Annotated in this window: 10 protein-coding genes; 4 read left to right on the top strand and 6 right to left on the bottom strand. The window is 42.1% G+C overall.

Annotated elements, in window-relative coordinates; translation table 11 throughout:
- Window positions 1–250 precede the first annotated feature (250 nt).
- Entirely contained in the window at window positions 251–1,273 is a 1,023-nt protein-coding gene (locus IYN84_RS03980) for an ABC transporter substrate binding protein (protein WP_196137862.1), read from the top strand.
- Window positions 1,270–4,077, top strand: coding sequence for a two-component sensor histidine kinase BarA (gene barA / locus IYN84_RS03975; RefSeq protein WP_196137861.1), 2,808 nt, complete (start codon window positions 1,270–1,272; stop codon window positions 4,075–4,077). The genes IYN84_RS03980 and barA overlap by 4 nt, the downstream gene beginning before the upstream one ends.
- A 93-nt stretch (window positions 4,078–4,170) precedes the next feature.
- On the opposite strand, the gene IYN84_RS03970 is transcribed toward barA, so the two are convergent.
- The 4 genes from IYN84_RS03970 to IYN84_RS03955 all read right to left on the bottom strand — a co-directional run bounded on the left by IYN84_RS03970 (window position 4,171) and on the right by IYN84_RS03955 (window position 7,598).
- A complete protein-coding gene (locus IYN84_RS03970; protein ID WP_196137860.1) occupies window positions 4,171–4,482 on the bottom strand; it encodes a hypothetical protein in 312 nt (103 codons plus the stop codon).
- A 65-nt stretch (window positions 4,483–4,547) separates the two neighbouring features.
- Window positions 4,548–5,888, bottom strand: coding sequence for a tRNA (N(6)-L-threonylcarbamoyladenosine(37)-C(2))-methylthiotransferase MtaB (gene mtaB / locus IYN84_RS03965; RefSeq protein ID WP_196137859.1), 1,341 nt, complete (start codon window positions 5,886–5,888; stop codon window positions 4,548–4,550).
- 57 nt (window positions 5,889–5,945) lie between these two features.
- Window positions 5,946–6,434 carry a DUF4442 domain-containing protein gene (locus IYN84_RS03960; RefSeq protein WP_196137858.1) on the bottom strand — a complete coding sequence of 163 codons (489 nt, stop codon included), beginning with the start codon at window positions 6,432–6,434 and terminating at the stop codon, window positions 5,946–5,948.
- 69 nt (window positions 6,435–6,503) lie between these two features.
- On the bottom strand, window positions 6,504–7,598 hold the full coding sequence (locus IYN84_RS03955) for a YhdH/YhfP family quinone oxidoreductase (RefSeq protein WP_210330289.1): 1,095 nt from the start codon (window positions 7,596–7,598) through the stop codon (window positions 6,504–6,506).
- Between the two features lie 256 nt (window positions 7,599–7,854).
- Here IYN84_RS03955 and IYN84_RS03950 point away from each other — a divergent pair, with 256 nt between their 5' ends.
- Together IYN84_RS03950 and IYN84_RS03945 are read left to right on the top strand one after the other, a co-directional pair.
- Window positions 7,855–9,300, top strand: a complete 1,446-nt coding sequence (locus tag IYN84_RS03950) for a peptide MFS transporter (RefSeq protein ID WP_196137857.1) — start codon at window positions 7,855–7,857, stop codon at window positions 9,298–9,300.
- A gap of 114 nt (window positions 9,301–9,414) precedes the next feature.
- Window positions 9,415–9,828, top strand: a complete 414-nt coding sequence (locus IYN84_RS03945; RefSeq protein ID WP_196137856.1) for a CBS domain-containing protein — start codon at window positions 9,415–9,417, stop codon at window positions 9,826–9,828.
- 101 nt (window positions 9,829–9,929) lie between these two features.
- Here IYN84_RS03945 and IYN84_RS03940 read toward each other — a convergent pair whose 3' ends face one another.
- Both IYN84_RS03940 and IYN84_RS21630 read right to left on the bottom strand, forming a co-directional pair.
- Entirely contained in the window at window positions 9,930–14,849 is a 4,920-nt protein-coding gene (locus tag IYN84_RS03940; RefSeq protein WP_196137855.1) for a PKD domain-containing protein, read from the bottom strand.
- A 239-nt stretch (window positions 14,850–15,088) separates the two neighbouring features.
- Window positions 15,089–16,045: an AgmX/PglI C-terminal domain-containing protein gene (locus IYN84_RS21630; RefSeq protein ID WP_196137854.1), complete on the bottom strand. Its 957-nt coding sequence runs from the start codon at window positions 16,043–16,045 to the stop codon at window positions 15,089–15,091.

The raw sequence follows: 16,045 nt of genomic DNA, 5'->3' as shown, positions 1-16,045 counted from the left end.
CGCCATTATACTGACTTCTGGGCAAAAAAGTTGAAGAATTCATTCATACAAAGAAAAAAATCAAAACATTAGATTGATTTCCTGTCCTAGCTTAGTATAGTCGATAACAAAATGTGCAATAATTAAATAATCTATTGATTTATAATCATTATTTCGCACAAGATACAACTTCTGAAGAAACCTTTACCGTCAGAAGAATCCGGCTACTAACTTAACATTAAAGACGTGTTTTTGAAGAGAATCCCGATAAATGAGAAAAACTGGTCGTTTTTTGAGCTATCTCTGCCTTTTATTACCTCTCTTTATGTCTGCATTTTCCGCGGAGGAATCGCATGCCGCTGACCAGCAACCTGCGACTAACAGACTTCTTCTTGTATTGCATCAAGAACTGAGCGATGAGCAAATCAGATTCCTTGAAAATTTTAAGCAGCAGAGTAGCGACAGGCTATCCGAGTTAAAAATTGAAACAGTTGATATCCGTCGATTTTCCCCTTACCTGCTGGAAAGCTTGCTCGATACCGATATAAGTTGTGTTATGACAATTGGCACCAATACTCTCTCCAGAACGATGAAAGCAAGAGCAGAAGTTCCCGTTTTTGCAACTTATGCTCCTGCACATCTGCTTGAGAAATACCATCGAGTCTATGCAAATTTGTCTCTCTATATTAGTGGCATTTACGAAGAGCAGACTTTCCAAAGACAGCTTACACTCGCACAAGTAACCAAACCCGGACTAAAAAAGGTTTTGAGACTGTTTAATAAGTCAGATATGTATTATCTACCAGAATTTAGAAAACAGGCTAAAAGTATGGGGTTGTCACTGGATTTCAAGTTACTTTCTGCTCACGATCCGACCGAGCAGTTTATCACCAACTTGCAAGACCCTGATGAACATCAGGTGTTGTTACTTAGCAATAACAATGCACTTTTTGGAGAAAAGCATATTGCAGGTGTAGTACTGAAAGCGCATAAACAAAATATGATAATGATTGGTAATCAATTAAAAAGTGTCGAACAAGGTGCTTTTGCTGCTATTTACACGCCAACAGTTACACTGGCAATTGAGGCTGCATCTGAACTAAAATCAATTTGTCTCGAGGAAAAAAGACCTGAACCTCATTTTGCCACCGGCTTTGATGTAAAGGTAAATAAGCATATTGCCAATATGTTGGGACTTACCAATATTGACGCAAATACTTTGAAAAACAGGTTGGACCGAGCAGAATCAGCTCGCACTCACGATTCGAAAACAAAACTTAAAGGAAGAGAATGAATAACTGGGGGATACAAGCACGAGTCATTCTGCTCGCCTTGATACCAACCGGGTTGGTAGCCCTGGTCATGGGCATCTATTTTATTGCAACTCGCATGCATGACTTAGACGTATCGCTCAAGGAGCGAGGTCAGACAATTGCCAATTACCTTGCGCAAACGGCGGAGTATTCTGTTTTGTCTGCTAACTCGATAGCACTTGATCGACTTGTTAGTAATGCACGTGATGGAGATGACGATATTCTCGCAGTTGCAATTTACGACAAAAGCAACATGATGTTTGCCAAGTCCGGCACTCCCAAACTTATTGACCTACTCGCATACAGGTCTGATAGTTTGCCAGAGCAAACATTAACGGAAGAGCTGGAGAGCGGAATTATTGTTCGCGCCCCTATTCTGACACGACCAGATCCCGGAGAAAACCTTCGCTACGGGTTGGCCCCCAAAGCCTCACCAAAGCTGGGCTATGTAGCGGTTTATTTGACTGTTAAAAACGCCAAACTACGACAATATCAAACTGTAGCAACCGCGCTGGTTATTCTGGTAATTGGACTTGGGCTTGGCGGTGCTCTCGCACAAGGAATGGCGCGCTCGATAACAATTCCTATTATTCAACTAGCATCAGCGGTAAAACGAATAAAAGAAGGTCAGCTTAAAGTAGCAATTAAATCTCAAGCGACAGGCGAGCTTAAAACGCTGGTTGACGGTTTTAACGACATGAGTCAGTCCATTTATGAAGCGACTGAAGAAATGCAACAAGCGGTCGAACAAGCGACAGCCGATCTTCACGAAACCAATGAAGCTCTTGAGCTACAAAACGTCGAGCTGGATATGGCGCGAAAGCAAGCATTGGAGGCTAGTCGAGTTAAGTCAGAGTTTCTTGCCAACATGAGTCATGAGATCCGAACGCCAATGAACGGTGTTATTGGATTCACCAATTTATTACTTCGCACTGATCTGACTGATAAACAAACGGATCACCTCAATACCATCAAGAAATCCGCTACCAACCTTCTTTCTATTATCGATGACATTCTCGATTTCTCCAAAATCGAAGCAGGCAAGATGGCTTTAGAAAAGCGGTCTCTTAATATCAGCGATTGTGTTGATGAAGTACTAAACTTTCTGGGGCCGGCAGCACAAGCTAAAAGTGTCGAACTAATAGGTATCATCTATCAGGATGTTCCTGAACACCTACTGGGTGATTCAGTCAGAATTTCTCAGATTCTTACCAACTTAACCAACAATGCAATTAAATTTACCCAACAAGGAAGTATTCAAATCAGGGTTATGCTGGAAGACGATACTCCACAATCGGTAACTCTCAAAATAAACGTAACCGATACTGGCGTTGGTCTGTCAAAACAACAACAAAAGGTACTTTTCCAGGCATTTACCCAAGCGGATACTTCTACCACCAGACGATTTGGAGGCACAGGCCTTGGTTTGGTTATCTGTAAGAAGCTTGTAGAATCAATGAACGGCAAAATAGGACTGGAAAGTGAAGAAGGCGTTGGCTCAACCTTCTGGTTCACTCTTCAGCTTGACAAGGATAGAGACGATAACAAGAAAGTCGACTTTGGTTTCCCCGGTAGACGAGTACTCCTACATGATTACAACCGCGTTTCCCAATTAGCGACACAACATCTTCTTACTCGATGGAATTCAAAAGTTGAGACAGCAGATGACTTACCTTCACTGATAGAGCTGGCGAACTTAAATAATCGTCAGAATAAAACAGTTCATCTTATACTAATCGGTGGATATCCTGCAAACGAATACCAGGCTGAGTTCTCTCAGTTAAGAGAAATATCAAGTGCTCTGGATTGTCCGGTAGCCATACTAATTAATAGCTCAGACGACTCGGTCATTCAGCAATACTCAAAGCTGGGTATTGATAACTATCTATGTAAACCCATCATTAGAAAGAACTTTTATAGTGCGCTATTCGACTGGTTTGAAATCGGCAAACACAAAAGTATTAGCTTCGATGACAAAGAGAAACAGCTCAATAATCTGGAATCAGGTAACTCCAGCATATTGTGTGTAGACGATAATGAAGCCAATCTTAAACTGCTTGCCGAGTTATTGTCGGAATACAATGTAGAAACCACTTTGGCTTCTAACGGTAAGGAAGCGGTAAATGCCTGCGAGAAAGCAGAATTTGATCTTATTTTTATGGATATACAAATGCCTGAAATGGACGGCATAGAAGCGACTCGTCATATCAGGAAAATGAAGAACAACAAAGCACGAACACCAATAATCGCTTTAACTGCACACGCTATGAAAGGCGAGCGAGAAAAATTATTGGCGGAAGGTATGGACGACTACCTTACCAAGCCTATCAGTCAGGAGCAGCTTGAAGATACCATACAGCAGTGGACACGTAAAAGACTTATACCAAATGCCTCCCCAGTTAAGAATAATGATAAAGAAACAGTTGAAAAGAAAGCGATAAAAAACTCTAATTCTGCAATTGATTGGGAGTTAAGTCTTAAGGCTGCGAACCAGAAAGAAGATCTGGCGAAAGACATGCTAACAATGCTTGTTGCTAGCTTCGACGAAGCAAGGGATAAAACCGACCTTGCATTGGATGGTAATGACCTGGAAACGCTTAAACAACAAGTCCATAAACTTCATGGCGCAACAGCCTATTGCGGTGTTCCGCGATTGAAGAAAATTGCTTTTGACTATGAGACTCACTTGAAACAATACGGAATTACAGAAGAAACAGGCAAGCTTCACCAAAGCTTCTTAAAAGAAATGATGGACGTTGAAAAAGCTTCATCTCAATATGTTTAAACGTCCACTAACGGCGAAAACCAATTGAAGTGGCGATAAAGCCTGCTGATTGATTAACAATACTGAAATAACTGAAATAACTGAAATAATAGGCTAGCAAGCCGAATTAATAGAGGTTTCCATATATAATTTATTGGTCGCTTTCTTCAATTCCGCTTCAGGTAAAAACTGATCAGAAATCATCAGGATTGCATGAAGGTTGTTCTTGAGCTTATCGAGCTCAATATTTCCAGGCTTAATTGCTGTTTGTAATAAATGAATAGCCATATCAGCCAGGAGTATTCTTTGTTTTTCAAGCCAGTCGTCATCTCCTTTACTTGACGGATGACTCAGGTAGCTTTCTTCTACAATATGATGAACTTCCCAGCTGGTATTGATAATTTCTTTCCTAGTAGTCTCATTCATTATTAAATCCCGATAGTCGCAAACTACAATAAATTAATCATTATGCTTAAAAGCTGGTGGTACGATTATTCAACTTGAGTGATAAATAACTGATCGCTTTGAATTGACTCAGGATTTACCAATGTAGCAACTAAACAGTTTATTTCCTCGCTAAAGCCTTCAATTTTACATTCAGTGATTTGATTCGCAATATTGATCGGCTGTTCCAGCTCAAGCATAATTTTGTGATAATTTTCAGTATGTCCAAAAACGCGATAAACTCCCTCTTCGCTTCTTTGAGTCGTTCCTTCCCATAACACCTGTTGTACGTCACCAACTACCGATTTCATCGATTTGATTTTTTCGATAGTTGCCAACTGATGTAACTCTCGACTACGCGCCTTTTTGGTTTCGTTGTCAATTTTATCGGGCAATCTGGCGGCTTTGGTACCTTCTCTGTCCGAATAGGAAAAAATATGAACATGTCCAAAGTTTGCCTGACTAATAATCTTTTTTGAAAGTTCAAAATCATCTTCAGTCTCTCCGGGGAATCCGACGATGATATCAGTTGTTACATTGAACTCAGGAACGACCTTTCTCGCAGCTTCAACAAGAGATAAAAAAGTTTCAGACTTACAGCGTCGAGACATTTTTTTTAATATTCGATTACTTCCACTTTGTATAGGCAGATGCATATGTGGCATCAACCGCGGATTTTTGAATAGTTCGAAAAAATTTTCTGGCAGGTCCCAGGGTTCTACCGAGGCAAATCGAATTCTAGGAATTTGAGTCTGTTCGAGAATAGCCTTAACCAGTTCATACAACGAAACTTCCAAATCAGAACCATAGCCTCCAACGTGAACGCCGGTAAGCACAATTTCCTGTACGCCGCTGGTTTGCAATCGATTAACTTCAGCAACGATATCATCAATGGTTCTGCTTTGTTCATCTCCTCTAGCTACCGTGACAATGCAATATGTACATCTATACCGGCAACCATCCTGAATTTTTATAAAGGCTCTTTCCTTATTTCGAACAAAAAGAGCTGTCTCTTCGGGCTCTGTCGCCGCATAAGGCATTGAAGACCACTCAACAATTTCTTTAGCAAGTTCTGGAAGCTTTTTCTTGTCCGCGTTGCCAACCACCATATCGACACCCAATAACTCTTGTGCCTGCTCTTTTTCCAAAGATGCATAACACCCGGTGACGACAAGTTTTGCCCTGGTATTTTTTCGATGAAGCTTGCGAATTGTCTGTCTTGACTTACGCGCTGCTTCACTGGTGACTGCACAGGTATTAATCACCATTAAATCTGCGGTTTGTAAATCATTGGTGATGTGGCCGCCAAAGGCTCTAAACTCGTCAGCCCATGTTTGTAACTCAGCTTCGTTTAAACGACAACCTAGAGCGGTTAAATATACTTGCATCTGCTTACTTCTTTCAAACCAATTACTTGATGATTAAGGTTTATTACTTATAACTTGTTACTTTCTAACTTTAGGCACCCATGCCCAGATCATTTGACACTCAACTGGCTCTACACCTGCATCGTCGGTAACAACTACCTTGATAACAGTATCGCCTTTCTCTTCCATGTGCAGCTTTTCTATCTGTTCTTTACTGATCGAAGCAACAGCTCTAAGGTTTCCCGTCGAACGTTTGACATAATCGATATGCATTGTTTTAAGTACCGGAATTTTATCGTCAGGAATATTCATTCCCACTACCATACCGCTAGCAGTTTCCGCAACCAGGCTGGTTGCCGCAGCATGCACAGTGCCAATATGATTTTGAACTTTCTTTCTGTTCTTCAGAAAAAAAACTGCCCTTTCCTGAGTCAGCTGTTCACAATGCAAACCAGCGGTACCGATAAATTTGATAGTTGAGCCCAACGCAAAATCTAACAACCAACCTCTAAGCCATTTAGGTTTAGATTGTAACTTGTCGACAATAGTCGCTAACTGATTTTTCATAATTACACGCTTATATTTATTCAAACTTTATTAATAGGAAAACAGTAAATGATGCACAACAAGTTCAACTTAACGACAATCAATTACTATTCGACCATGTTTTTGTCTGTCAAGTAACGCATCGAATACCGAGGATACATCTTTGAGGGCTACCGTCTCAGTTAATATTTTATCCAGGTGCTTTGGCTTCAAACTATCACCCATTTTATTCCATATGGCTCTTCTTAATGGCATTGGACAATTTGTTGAACTCACACCGAGAACACTGACGCCTCTTAATATAAATGGAAAGACAGTTGTGTCTAACCGATGCCCGCTAGCTAGTCCAATACTTGCTACATTACCCCATAAATTAGTATGTGCAATCAGTTGAGCAAGCAATTCGCCACCGACATTATCAATAACTCCTCCGAAGAGACCTTTTTCTAATGGACGTTTCCCCAGTTCCAGACTTTCGGGAGAACAAACCTTGCTTGCCCCCAGTTCCGATAAATACTCGTCAAACTCTCTTCTACCGCTCAGAGCAACCACCTCGTATCCTAATTGAGACAGCATATCGACAGCGATTGAACCTACACCACCGCTCGCACCAGTAACGACTATCGGGCCTTTATCAATGGATTGATTGTTCTCCTGCATTCGATGAATCGCAAGACCTGCGGTAAAGCCGGCAGTACCTAACACCATGCACTCTTTCATTGTTAGTCCATGTGGTACCGGAATAACCCAGTCCGCAGGGACTCTTGCCATTTCGGCAAGGCCTCCATCGTGGCTCTCACCCAGACCGCAACCATTAACCAACACTTCATCTCCTGGCTGAAAACGAGCGTCAACTGAGGTTTCTACGACTCCAGCCAAATCAATTCCGCCATTGAGCGGAAATTGCTTAAGAATCTGGCCTCGTCCGGTAGCTCCCAGTGCATCCTTATAATTGACTCCGGAGTAATGGACCCGAATAACTACCTCACCTTCACACAGGTCTTCCAATGGCATCTGCACCAGCTGATGTTTCACACCATGCTCTGTTTTGTCTATTCTGCACGCAAGAAAAGTCACTATTTTGTCCCTTCTGATGAAAATGCCGGTATTGTACCTTAAAAGATCATATTTTCCTTCGAATTTTGGGTCAAAATAGATGTTCTGAGCAATTCTTACAAAATTCAATGTTCCCTAATTCTGGCCGGACAAGCTTGGAAATAATCATACTTTTCATAAGGTTAATAGAAATTTTAGTGCTTCTTCGTCAAAACTTCACTTGTCAGCGGCCCCCTATTCGCGGTATAAAAGCCGCTGAATAACTTTCTGGAGCCAGGCCTCCGGGTTTAGCAGGCCTGTTGGCCAATTATAAGAATCTGTTACATATAACGATAAAAATGGACAGACAGAATATAAAAACACGATTAGATAGGAGTCTTAATTAATGTCGACTAATGTTCCAAAGGGGGAATTCCTCGGACATCCGAAAGGGCTGTTCTTGCTCTTCACTACAGAGATGTGGGAGAGATTTAGTTATTACGCGATGCGCGCTATTCTCGTACTTTATCTGACAGATACCGCACAAGGTTTGGGTTGGTCAAATGCCGATGCGCTTGAGCTTTATGGTACTTTTACTATGCTGGTTTATTTGACCCCTCTTATTGGTGGTTGGATTGCCGATAATGTTTTGGGTCAAAGAAAGTCGATTATTCTTGGTGGTACCTTGATGGCAGCGGGCCAGTTCACACTTGGTACTCCTCACGCCTGGTTCCCGGGTATGGAAGAAACAGTGTTTTATATTGGACTTGCCCTACTGATTGCAGGTAACGGACTTTTCAAGCCCAATATTTCAACAATGGTTGGCGATCTTTATCAAGAAGGAGATCACAGAAGAGATGGCGCCTTCACCATTTTCTATATGGGTATAAATGTCGGAGCCTGGGCTTCTGCTATTGTTGTGGGTAGCGTTGTCGCAGCTTTTGATGGTACCTGGCAAGTAGGCTTCATAACTGCCGGTATTGGTATGCTTTTGAGCTTGGTGATCCAGCTAGTCTTTGCTCAAAAACTTCTGGGTAATATTGGTAAAGTTCCTGCAGCAGCATTAAGCAAGCAGCGACAAGTAGACTCAAGTAAGAAAGAACCTTTAACAAAAGAAGAATTTGACAGAATCAAAGTTATTCTAATTTTAGGTGTATTTACCATCATTTTCTGGGCAGGCTTTGAACAGGCTGGCGGATTAATGAATATCTATACTAATCAGTTTACAGATCGAAGCATTGATATGTTTGATGGCTGGGAAGTTCCTACTACCTGGTTCCAATCTTTAAACCCAATGTTTATAGTGATTTTAGCGCCAATCTTTGCTGCTTTGTGGGTAAAAATGGGCCCGAAAGAACCTAATTCACCAGTTAAATTTGCACTAGGCCTTATCCTTCTCGGAGTTGGCTTCTTGTTCATGGTTGGTGCGGTATTAGAGCAAGGCGGCGACCCTTCAATCAAAACAAGTATGTTTTGGTTAGTAGGCGCATATTTCTTCCATACAATGGGCGAACTTTGTCTATCTCCTATTGGACTTTCTATGGTGACTAAACTAGCTCCCCTTAGACTCGCTTCATTATTGATGGGTGTTTGGTTCTTCTATACTGGGCTGGCAAACTATGTTGCTGGTTTTGTTGGCTCGCTTGTTGGTGGTGGCCATGGCGCCGGAACTGAAGCAGATATGATCAATAATGCAATGTCTATCTTTTCGGGCATAGCCATAACTTCAGTAGTTTCTGCGATAATTCTCTTTTTGATGGCGGATAAGCTTGTTCACTGGATGCATGGTGCTGAGGGTGACGATCATACGACTATGAAGGAAGAGCTAGAAACAGCTTCTCAATCAGCGTAACTTTCCAAAATTGTAAAAAAGCCGGCCACTAAGCCGGTTTTTTTATATCTGTTCTATACTTAGTTAAATCTTAGCCCCTTACTGGGACAAGCTCCTGTCAAACGGAACGGCGAAATGATTAAGATAGAAACAATAATGACCCGTAATCCTATATTCACTTCTCAGCATGCGAATGTGAATAAGGCAAGAAATCTCATGTCAGAGCATAAAATCCGTCACTTACCTGTCAAAGACATTGACTCCGGCAAGCTAATAGGAATGATCACTCAGAAGTCACTTCTGGCCAACGCAATCAAAATTATAAATCGTCGAGGCTTTGACAAACTAGAGCACTTTGAAAAGTCCCAGGATGTAGAGTCCTTAATGAGTGCCAATCCTGCCACCTGCTCTTCTGACGACAGCGTCGGAGAAGCAGCAAGGTTACTCCGAGAAAATAGAAATGGGTGTATCCCCGTAGTTAAAGACGAACATTTGGTCGGTGTCGTTACCTCGAGTGACTTCTTAAAGCTACACCTTGATGAAAGTTAAGCAATAAAAAATGCCAAACCAGCCTTAAACTGGCTAGCAAACCTCGAAACCAAAACCGGGTGCGATTGCACCCGGTCTTTTATCTATCGAAGGCTCTCTGGCTAGAAACCTTTTGGTCCTATTGGAACACTCTCACCGTGTTTAACAAAGTCTGAAGGTGCTGCGCTAAAGGACCTACAATATTCAACCGCTTCAGCTGCTTGAGCACGAACATCTGCGATATGTTGCTGACTAATACTTTTAGGTACGACTACTGCATTACAGGCAAAGCCTACAGGCACACCATTATTGCTAACACGAGCAATCACCAGATAGACGCGGCCATCTTCATTTCCTTGTCGTTCAGCACGAAGATAAAGAAGACCATCGCCTTCGATATAATCTGGAGCAAAGCGACCACTGCTATCGCCGGTATCAGACTGCTCTGCTTCATCCGACCAAACTTCTATGGTACCGCTGGCTACATTACAACCTCCGCTGCATACACCGGTGATTAAAGTATAATCAATAGCATGCATTTTGTGATTAGGCGGCCACAATTTGTCTTTTGACAGAACAATATCGACGTCATCATTGTCGTCACAATCATCTTCGGCAACAACAGTCACCACAACTGTGTCCGGCTCACTATAAAGTACACCATCATTAACTATCAGCTGAAAGACGTAGGTTCCGGCAATTTGAGGACGGAGCCAGGCTCTTACCGCTCCTGTATTCATCAGCACTTCCTGATTTCCTTCCGGCGCAGAGAGCATTGACCACTGATAGTGAATGTAGTCTCCATCCGGGTCATAACTGGCAGAACCATCTACGATAATTTTATTGCCTAACGTAACCTCAAATGGCAACCCGGCTATTGCCACCGGTGGTAGATTTTTACTGGTAATCAGAAGCGTATCGGCAACACTATCTAACTCTCCATCATTTACCACTAACTGGACAACATAATCTCCCAGCTTGTCGATAAATATTGAAGGGGTCGCACTGGAACTGGAAGAAAGAGTAGCTTCACTACCATCAGGCTTATGAATTAAGTCCCAATGATAGGTAATAGCATCGCCATCTGGATCATAAGAAGCATTTCCATCCAGCTCAACCTTGGTGTTAGCCCCAACGCTTACATCATTTCCGGCAACAGCGATCGGCGCATGATTAATTGACTCATCCGAAACAGTTATACTTTTTATTGATACATCACTATCCATTAAACCATCGTTTACTATTAGTTCAAACGTATAACTGCCCGCTATATCAAAAGTGACCTCTGGCTGTACTTCGGTCGCACTCGACAAATTAGTCTGGCTATCATTCGGCTTTTCAACAATTGCCCAGTGATAAGTCAGCGGATCACCATTAACATCAAAACTTTTTGAGCCATCAAGGGTAATCGTTTGTGCAATTTCAGCAACCGGTGAAGCTTCGATAACTGCAACAGGTTTAATATTTGACGGACTTAACTCTACAAAATCTTCAGATTCACTAACACCATCACTAACCACCAACTTAATGACATAGATTACGTCTTGAGTTATTTTTACTTCAGGCGCAACAGCATTGACATCAGAGAAATTTAAACTCGCATCAGCAGGTGAACTTACCGACCAGGTGTAGCTTAGATTATCGCCATCAGGGTCATAACTGCCCGAACCGTCAAGCTTTAATGTGTCATCCACACCAGAGTGCAGTTGATCAGCTCCGGCATCAGCAACAGGTGCATGATTATCAACTTCAACATTTAAAGTCATATTGTCGGGCGCACTTGAGTTCTGACCGTCATTAACAATAAGCTGAATGACATAGCTTCCCACTCTGTCGGGAGTAAATAAGGGAGCGTCGCTTGTTGGGTCGGTTAATGCAGCCACACTACCTTCTGGCGAATCGATGATCGACCATTGATAAGTCAAAGAATCACCATCAGGATCATGGCTTCCAGAACCATCGAGAATTGCAGAGTCCGCCAGTTTAATGGTTTGGTCTGCACCAGCGTCCGCAACAGGAATAGAGTTTTCCACCTGCTCTACGGTAATGGTCACGCTATCAGGCTCACTATCAAGGCTTCCATCATTAACTGTTAATTGAGCAACATAGTTACCGGCTACTGTTGGCACAAGAGTTGGATTAACTGTATCTGCATTATTAATGACTGCTACCGTCCCTTCAGGAAAATCAGTTAATATCCAGCTGTAAGTCAGCGCATCACCATCGGGATCGCTACTACGTGAACCGTCAAGAGAAATGACATCATTAACTTTACCGCTGATATCCACCCCGGCGTCGGCGGTTGGTTTCTGGTTCAACTTTTCAGCTTTAACTAAAGCTATATCTGTTGAAGAAAACTCTCCATCGCTCACTGTTAACTGAACCTGGTAATCACCTTCAACATCAGCAACCAGAGTTGCACTGACACTGTTTGCATTGATCAACGAGCTATTGCTGGTGGCTGGCTTGGTCATTAACATCCAGGTAAAAGTAAGCTGGTCTCCATCAGAGTCTGAGCTTGCGCTTCCATCAAGAACAAAAGTATCTCCCTTAACACCACTTTGATCCGCACCCGCATTGGCGGTTGGCGCGTGATTAGTTTTGCTCGCAGATATCACCGTAGTATCGAGGTTACTATCAACCTGTCCGTCATTGACTATCAATTGAATAACATAGTCACCCTCAACATCCGGAGTTAGACCCGGACTTACAGAATTCGCATTGACTAGCACTGCGTTACTACTTCCCGGCTTGGATTGAATACTCCAACGATAAGTTAATGCATCACCGTCAGGATCACTACTAGCGGCTCCGTTTAAGGTAAATACAGTTCCTGGTTCACCCGACTGATCCCTACCTGCATTAGCGGTTGGTGCCTGGTTAGGTGGCGTATCAACATTTATATTGACTGTATCTGCGGCGCTATCCAGCTTGCCGTCATTGACGATCAACTGGACTTGATAATTGCCCACCATATCAGGAGTAAAAGCAGGATTGCCTGATGTCGAATTATTAAGCTGAACATTGCTATTGGCAGGCTTCTTCAGGAAAGTCCATTGGTAGCTTAAAGAGTCACCATCGGGGTCGCTACTAGCAGTTCCATCCATATTTACCAGAGATCCAATAGTGACATTTTGATCATTTCCTGCGTTAGCCACTGGAGCCCTGTTATTGTCAATGGCTGTCAATACAAGATAGTCCGGTTCACTATCCAGTTTTCCATCGCTTACAATTAATTCGAACTGGTACTGTCCGATAGCATCCGGAGTAAAGTTAGGGCTCATGCTATTCGCATTGACTAATTGAGCTGAGCTTGAATCAGGTTTATCAACAATCTTCCACTGATAAGAAAGTTCATCACCATCAGGGTCGATACTCTGCGAAGCGTTAAATGTATACTGAGTTTCAATTATGCCATTGAGATCATTGCCGGCGTTGGCGACTGGCGGTTTATTATCAAACTCACAAACTATTTTTGTACCATCGGCATTGTCAATGAAGTTGGCATTAAATGGATTTAAAGTAAGGTCTGCTGATTGTTGCGGTAAGCTAATGGCTATTTCGCTAAACACCCGGTCATTTCTCACCTTTACAACCGGTAAGCTACTCTCATTTGATGGATCGTACATCCAGATACCATACGCTATGTCCATTTCGCCGTTAGCGACAGGATCATTACAGAAATAACTGACACCTGAGTTATCAACCATCACACATTGAGCTTTGCTCACTAAAAATCGAGAAGAGCTATCGCGGTAAGGAGCAAAAGACGCAAACCATCCACTATCGGATAGTTGGCCTGGATAAAGGTCTACTTCCGGTGTCATCATTGACTCTGGAGAAAACTCTGAGAAGATTGAATCTCCGGAAACACCCTGTACGGGTCGATGCTTTATTATTCCTCCTCCCAGCACAGGATTAAAAGCATGAGAAACGATCGAATAAAGATTACCATCTTCTCCCTGAAGTAAATGATCCAGAGAAAGAAATGCCTCATCCGAAGCACTCGCGGTCGAAGTCTGATAAAGCTGCTGCATCGCTTTACTATTGGCATCAATCGTTAACAATTTGTAGTGATGAGTCACCATGACCGAACCTTGTTCAGTTTGCTTTGTTAACTCGCAATAAGTAGAGCTTCCCCATAAAGTAGCCTGCTCAATACCACTCGTTTTGCTTTGAGTGTAGTTCTTCAGGATCGATTTACTTGCGCTATCATCACACTGACTAGCAAGGTTGGTCGTGGTCTCCCAACGTAGAAAAGCAATTCGTCCATCATTCAGACGAACAGGACTAATATCATTGTTTGTGGAACCATAGGTTAACTGAATAATATTGTTTCCGTTACTTTCCATGCGATGCAAAAGAGAAGGATTGGCCACCGGATCGATTTTTTCACAAGTGTCGCCAATTAAGTCTTCATAACGTCTGGGGTTGGCAGGGTCGCCTGCGTCACGATCCGAAGAGAATACAATATTGCCATCATGAGTAAAAACAGGATTAGTATCCTCTCCAGCGTTAGCTATCGCGTCATTTGCAATAACTCGACGTAATGATTTGTTTGTAAAATTATATATATAAATATTCCAGGTGAAATCAGTAGCGCTTGTCTCAGGTCCATGAGCGGCGAAAATTAACTGCGTTCCGTCTGGAGAAACAGATAAATCCTTAACGTCATAATCTGAGGAACCGAAGTAACTGTTTAAAATTTCCGACTCCTCGCTATTACTTTCCAGCCCAGTTCGAACGATTAGTTTAGCTCCCGAAAATGAACGATACGGTGATAGCAATTCAACAGGTGACTGGTAAATATCCGACGCCATGTCCGTATAAATATTTTCCAGCATTGTAGAATGAGCTTCGACGGAACGTGAAACAAACGCAAATGGTACCTTGTCCCCCGATTGCTCAATAGTTGAACTCGAACCATTTGAAGCCTGCTCTGCTTCGGACTCATCGTCAGAACTCGTCTTACAGCCAGAAATCACGACTGCTAGTAACGCGACGGATATTAAAGTTCGGATTGTTAATTTTATTGATTTCATTTTAAACACCCAAAAAAATCTGAATTGCTTCAGATGCTATTTTCTTTCTTTGTAAATGTATTTTCTGGAATGAGTTCGCAGATCGCATAAAATGATCAAACAATGTTCAATTTATTCGCAAAATGAGAAGTGAGTTGTGACTAGAAATTAATTTTATTATCGCGATACATAAAAAACTAAAACACCATCCACGAAAATAATTTTAGATGGTGCTAATTTGGTGTGGTTTCAGATAAAGCCTAACCTAAAGGAAAAAATGTAAACGTATAATCGGTTGGTGTCGGAGAAACTTCTTTCGCCCCGAAATCTATTTTCTCAATCAGATTTAATATTTTCTGCTCAAGCTGATTCATTTCCAATTCGCTTGCAACAAGTTTCAAATTGGTTACTTTTCCATCAGGCTCTATAACAAACCTGAATACAAATTTACCATTTGCTTCCGGGTTCAGCTCTAACGCTTGATAATATAATAAATAAATTGGACCCTTATTTTTTTCAAGTGTTAGTTTGATACTTTCCTTATCTCTTAATCCAGTTCGGAAAGTTCGTTTTCCTTCAACTAGTCCATCAGATACCCCGTCTCCCACAACTCCGGCAACTTCAGTGGTAGAATGGTCGGCCAAATCAGCGCCATTTCCTTTCATTGCAGCCTCACTGATACTAATACCAGTGGTTGTCTGCGCTCCTTTATTTTCACCCAATAGTTCGTGATCTGCGGTGGCTACTACGCCGGCCCTGTCTGTGGTTACTTTTTTTGCTTTCATTCCAGCCACATCAAGACTGCCTGCTAACGCAGCTAGCTCGCTAGAAACTGAATCCAGACCATGAGAGCTCTTAGCTCTTGTTTGAGACTTGGTATTTGACTGTTTATCAGCTCCACCTAGCTTCGCTTTTTCTGTCGGGTTTACCTTTGGTTTAACTTGTTCCTTGGGCTTGGGTTTTCTATTGACCGGAGTCGCTATCTTTTTTGTTTTGACTACTGTTTTTTCAAAAATAACTTTGGTTTTAACCAGCTTTTTTTCTGGCGCTTCATAGGACTGTTCCAGTACAGGTAAAAACGGCATCACAATAAACATAATAACGGTGATTATTGCGGCCCTTTTCGACCATTTCTTAAACTCTTCTTCCTGTTTTGATAAAGGCTTCCAGGGGAGTTCAAGTTCTAAAGCTAAAGGCTGTAGTGTGGTAGTCGTCAC

Origin of the sequence: Aliikangiella sp. G2MR2-5 (genome assembly GCF_015687155.1) — a bacterium.
Lineage (GTDB): Bacteria > Pseudomonadota > Gammaproteobacteria > Enterobacterales > Kangiellaceae > Aliikangiella.
This window is presented reverse-complemented; position numbering and strand designations above follow the sequence as displayed.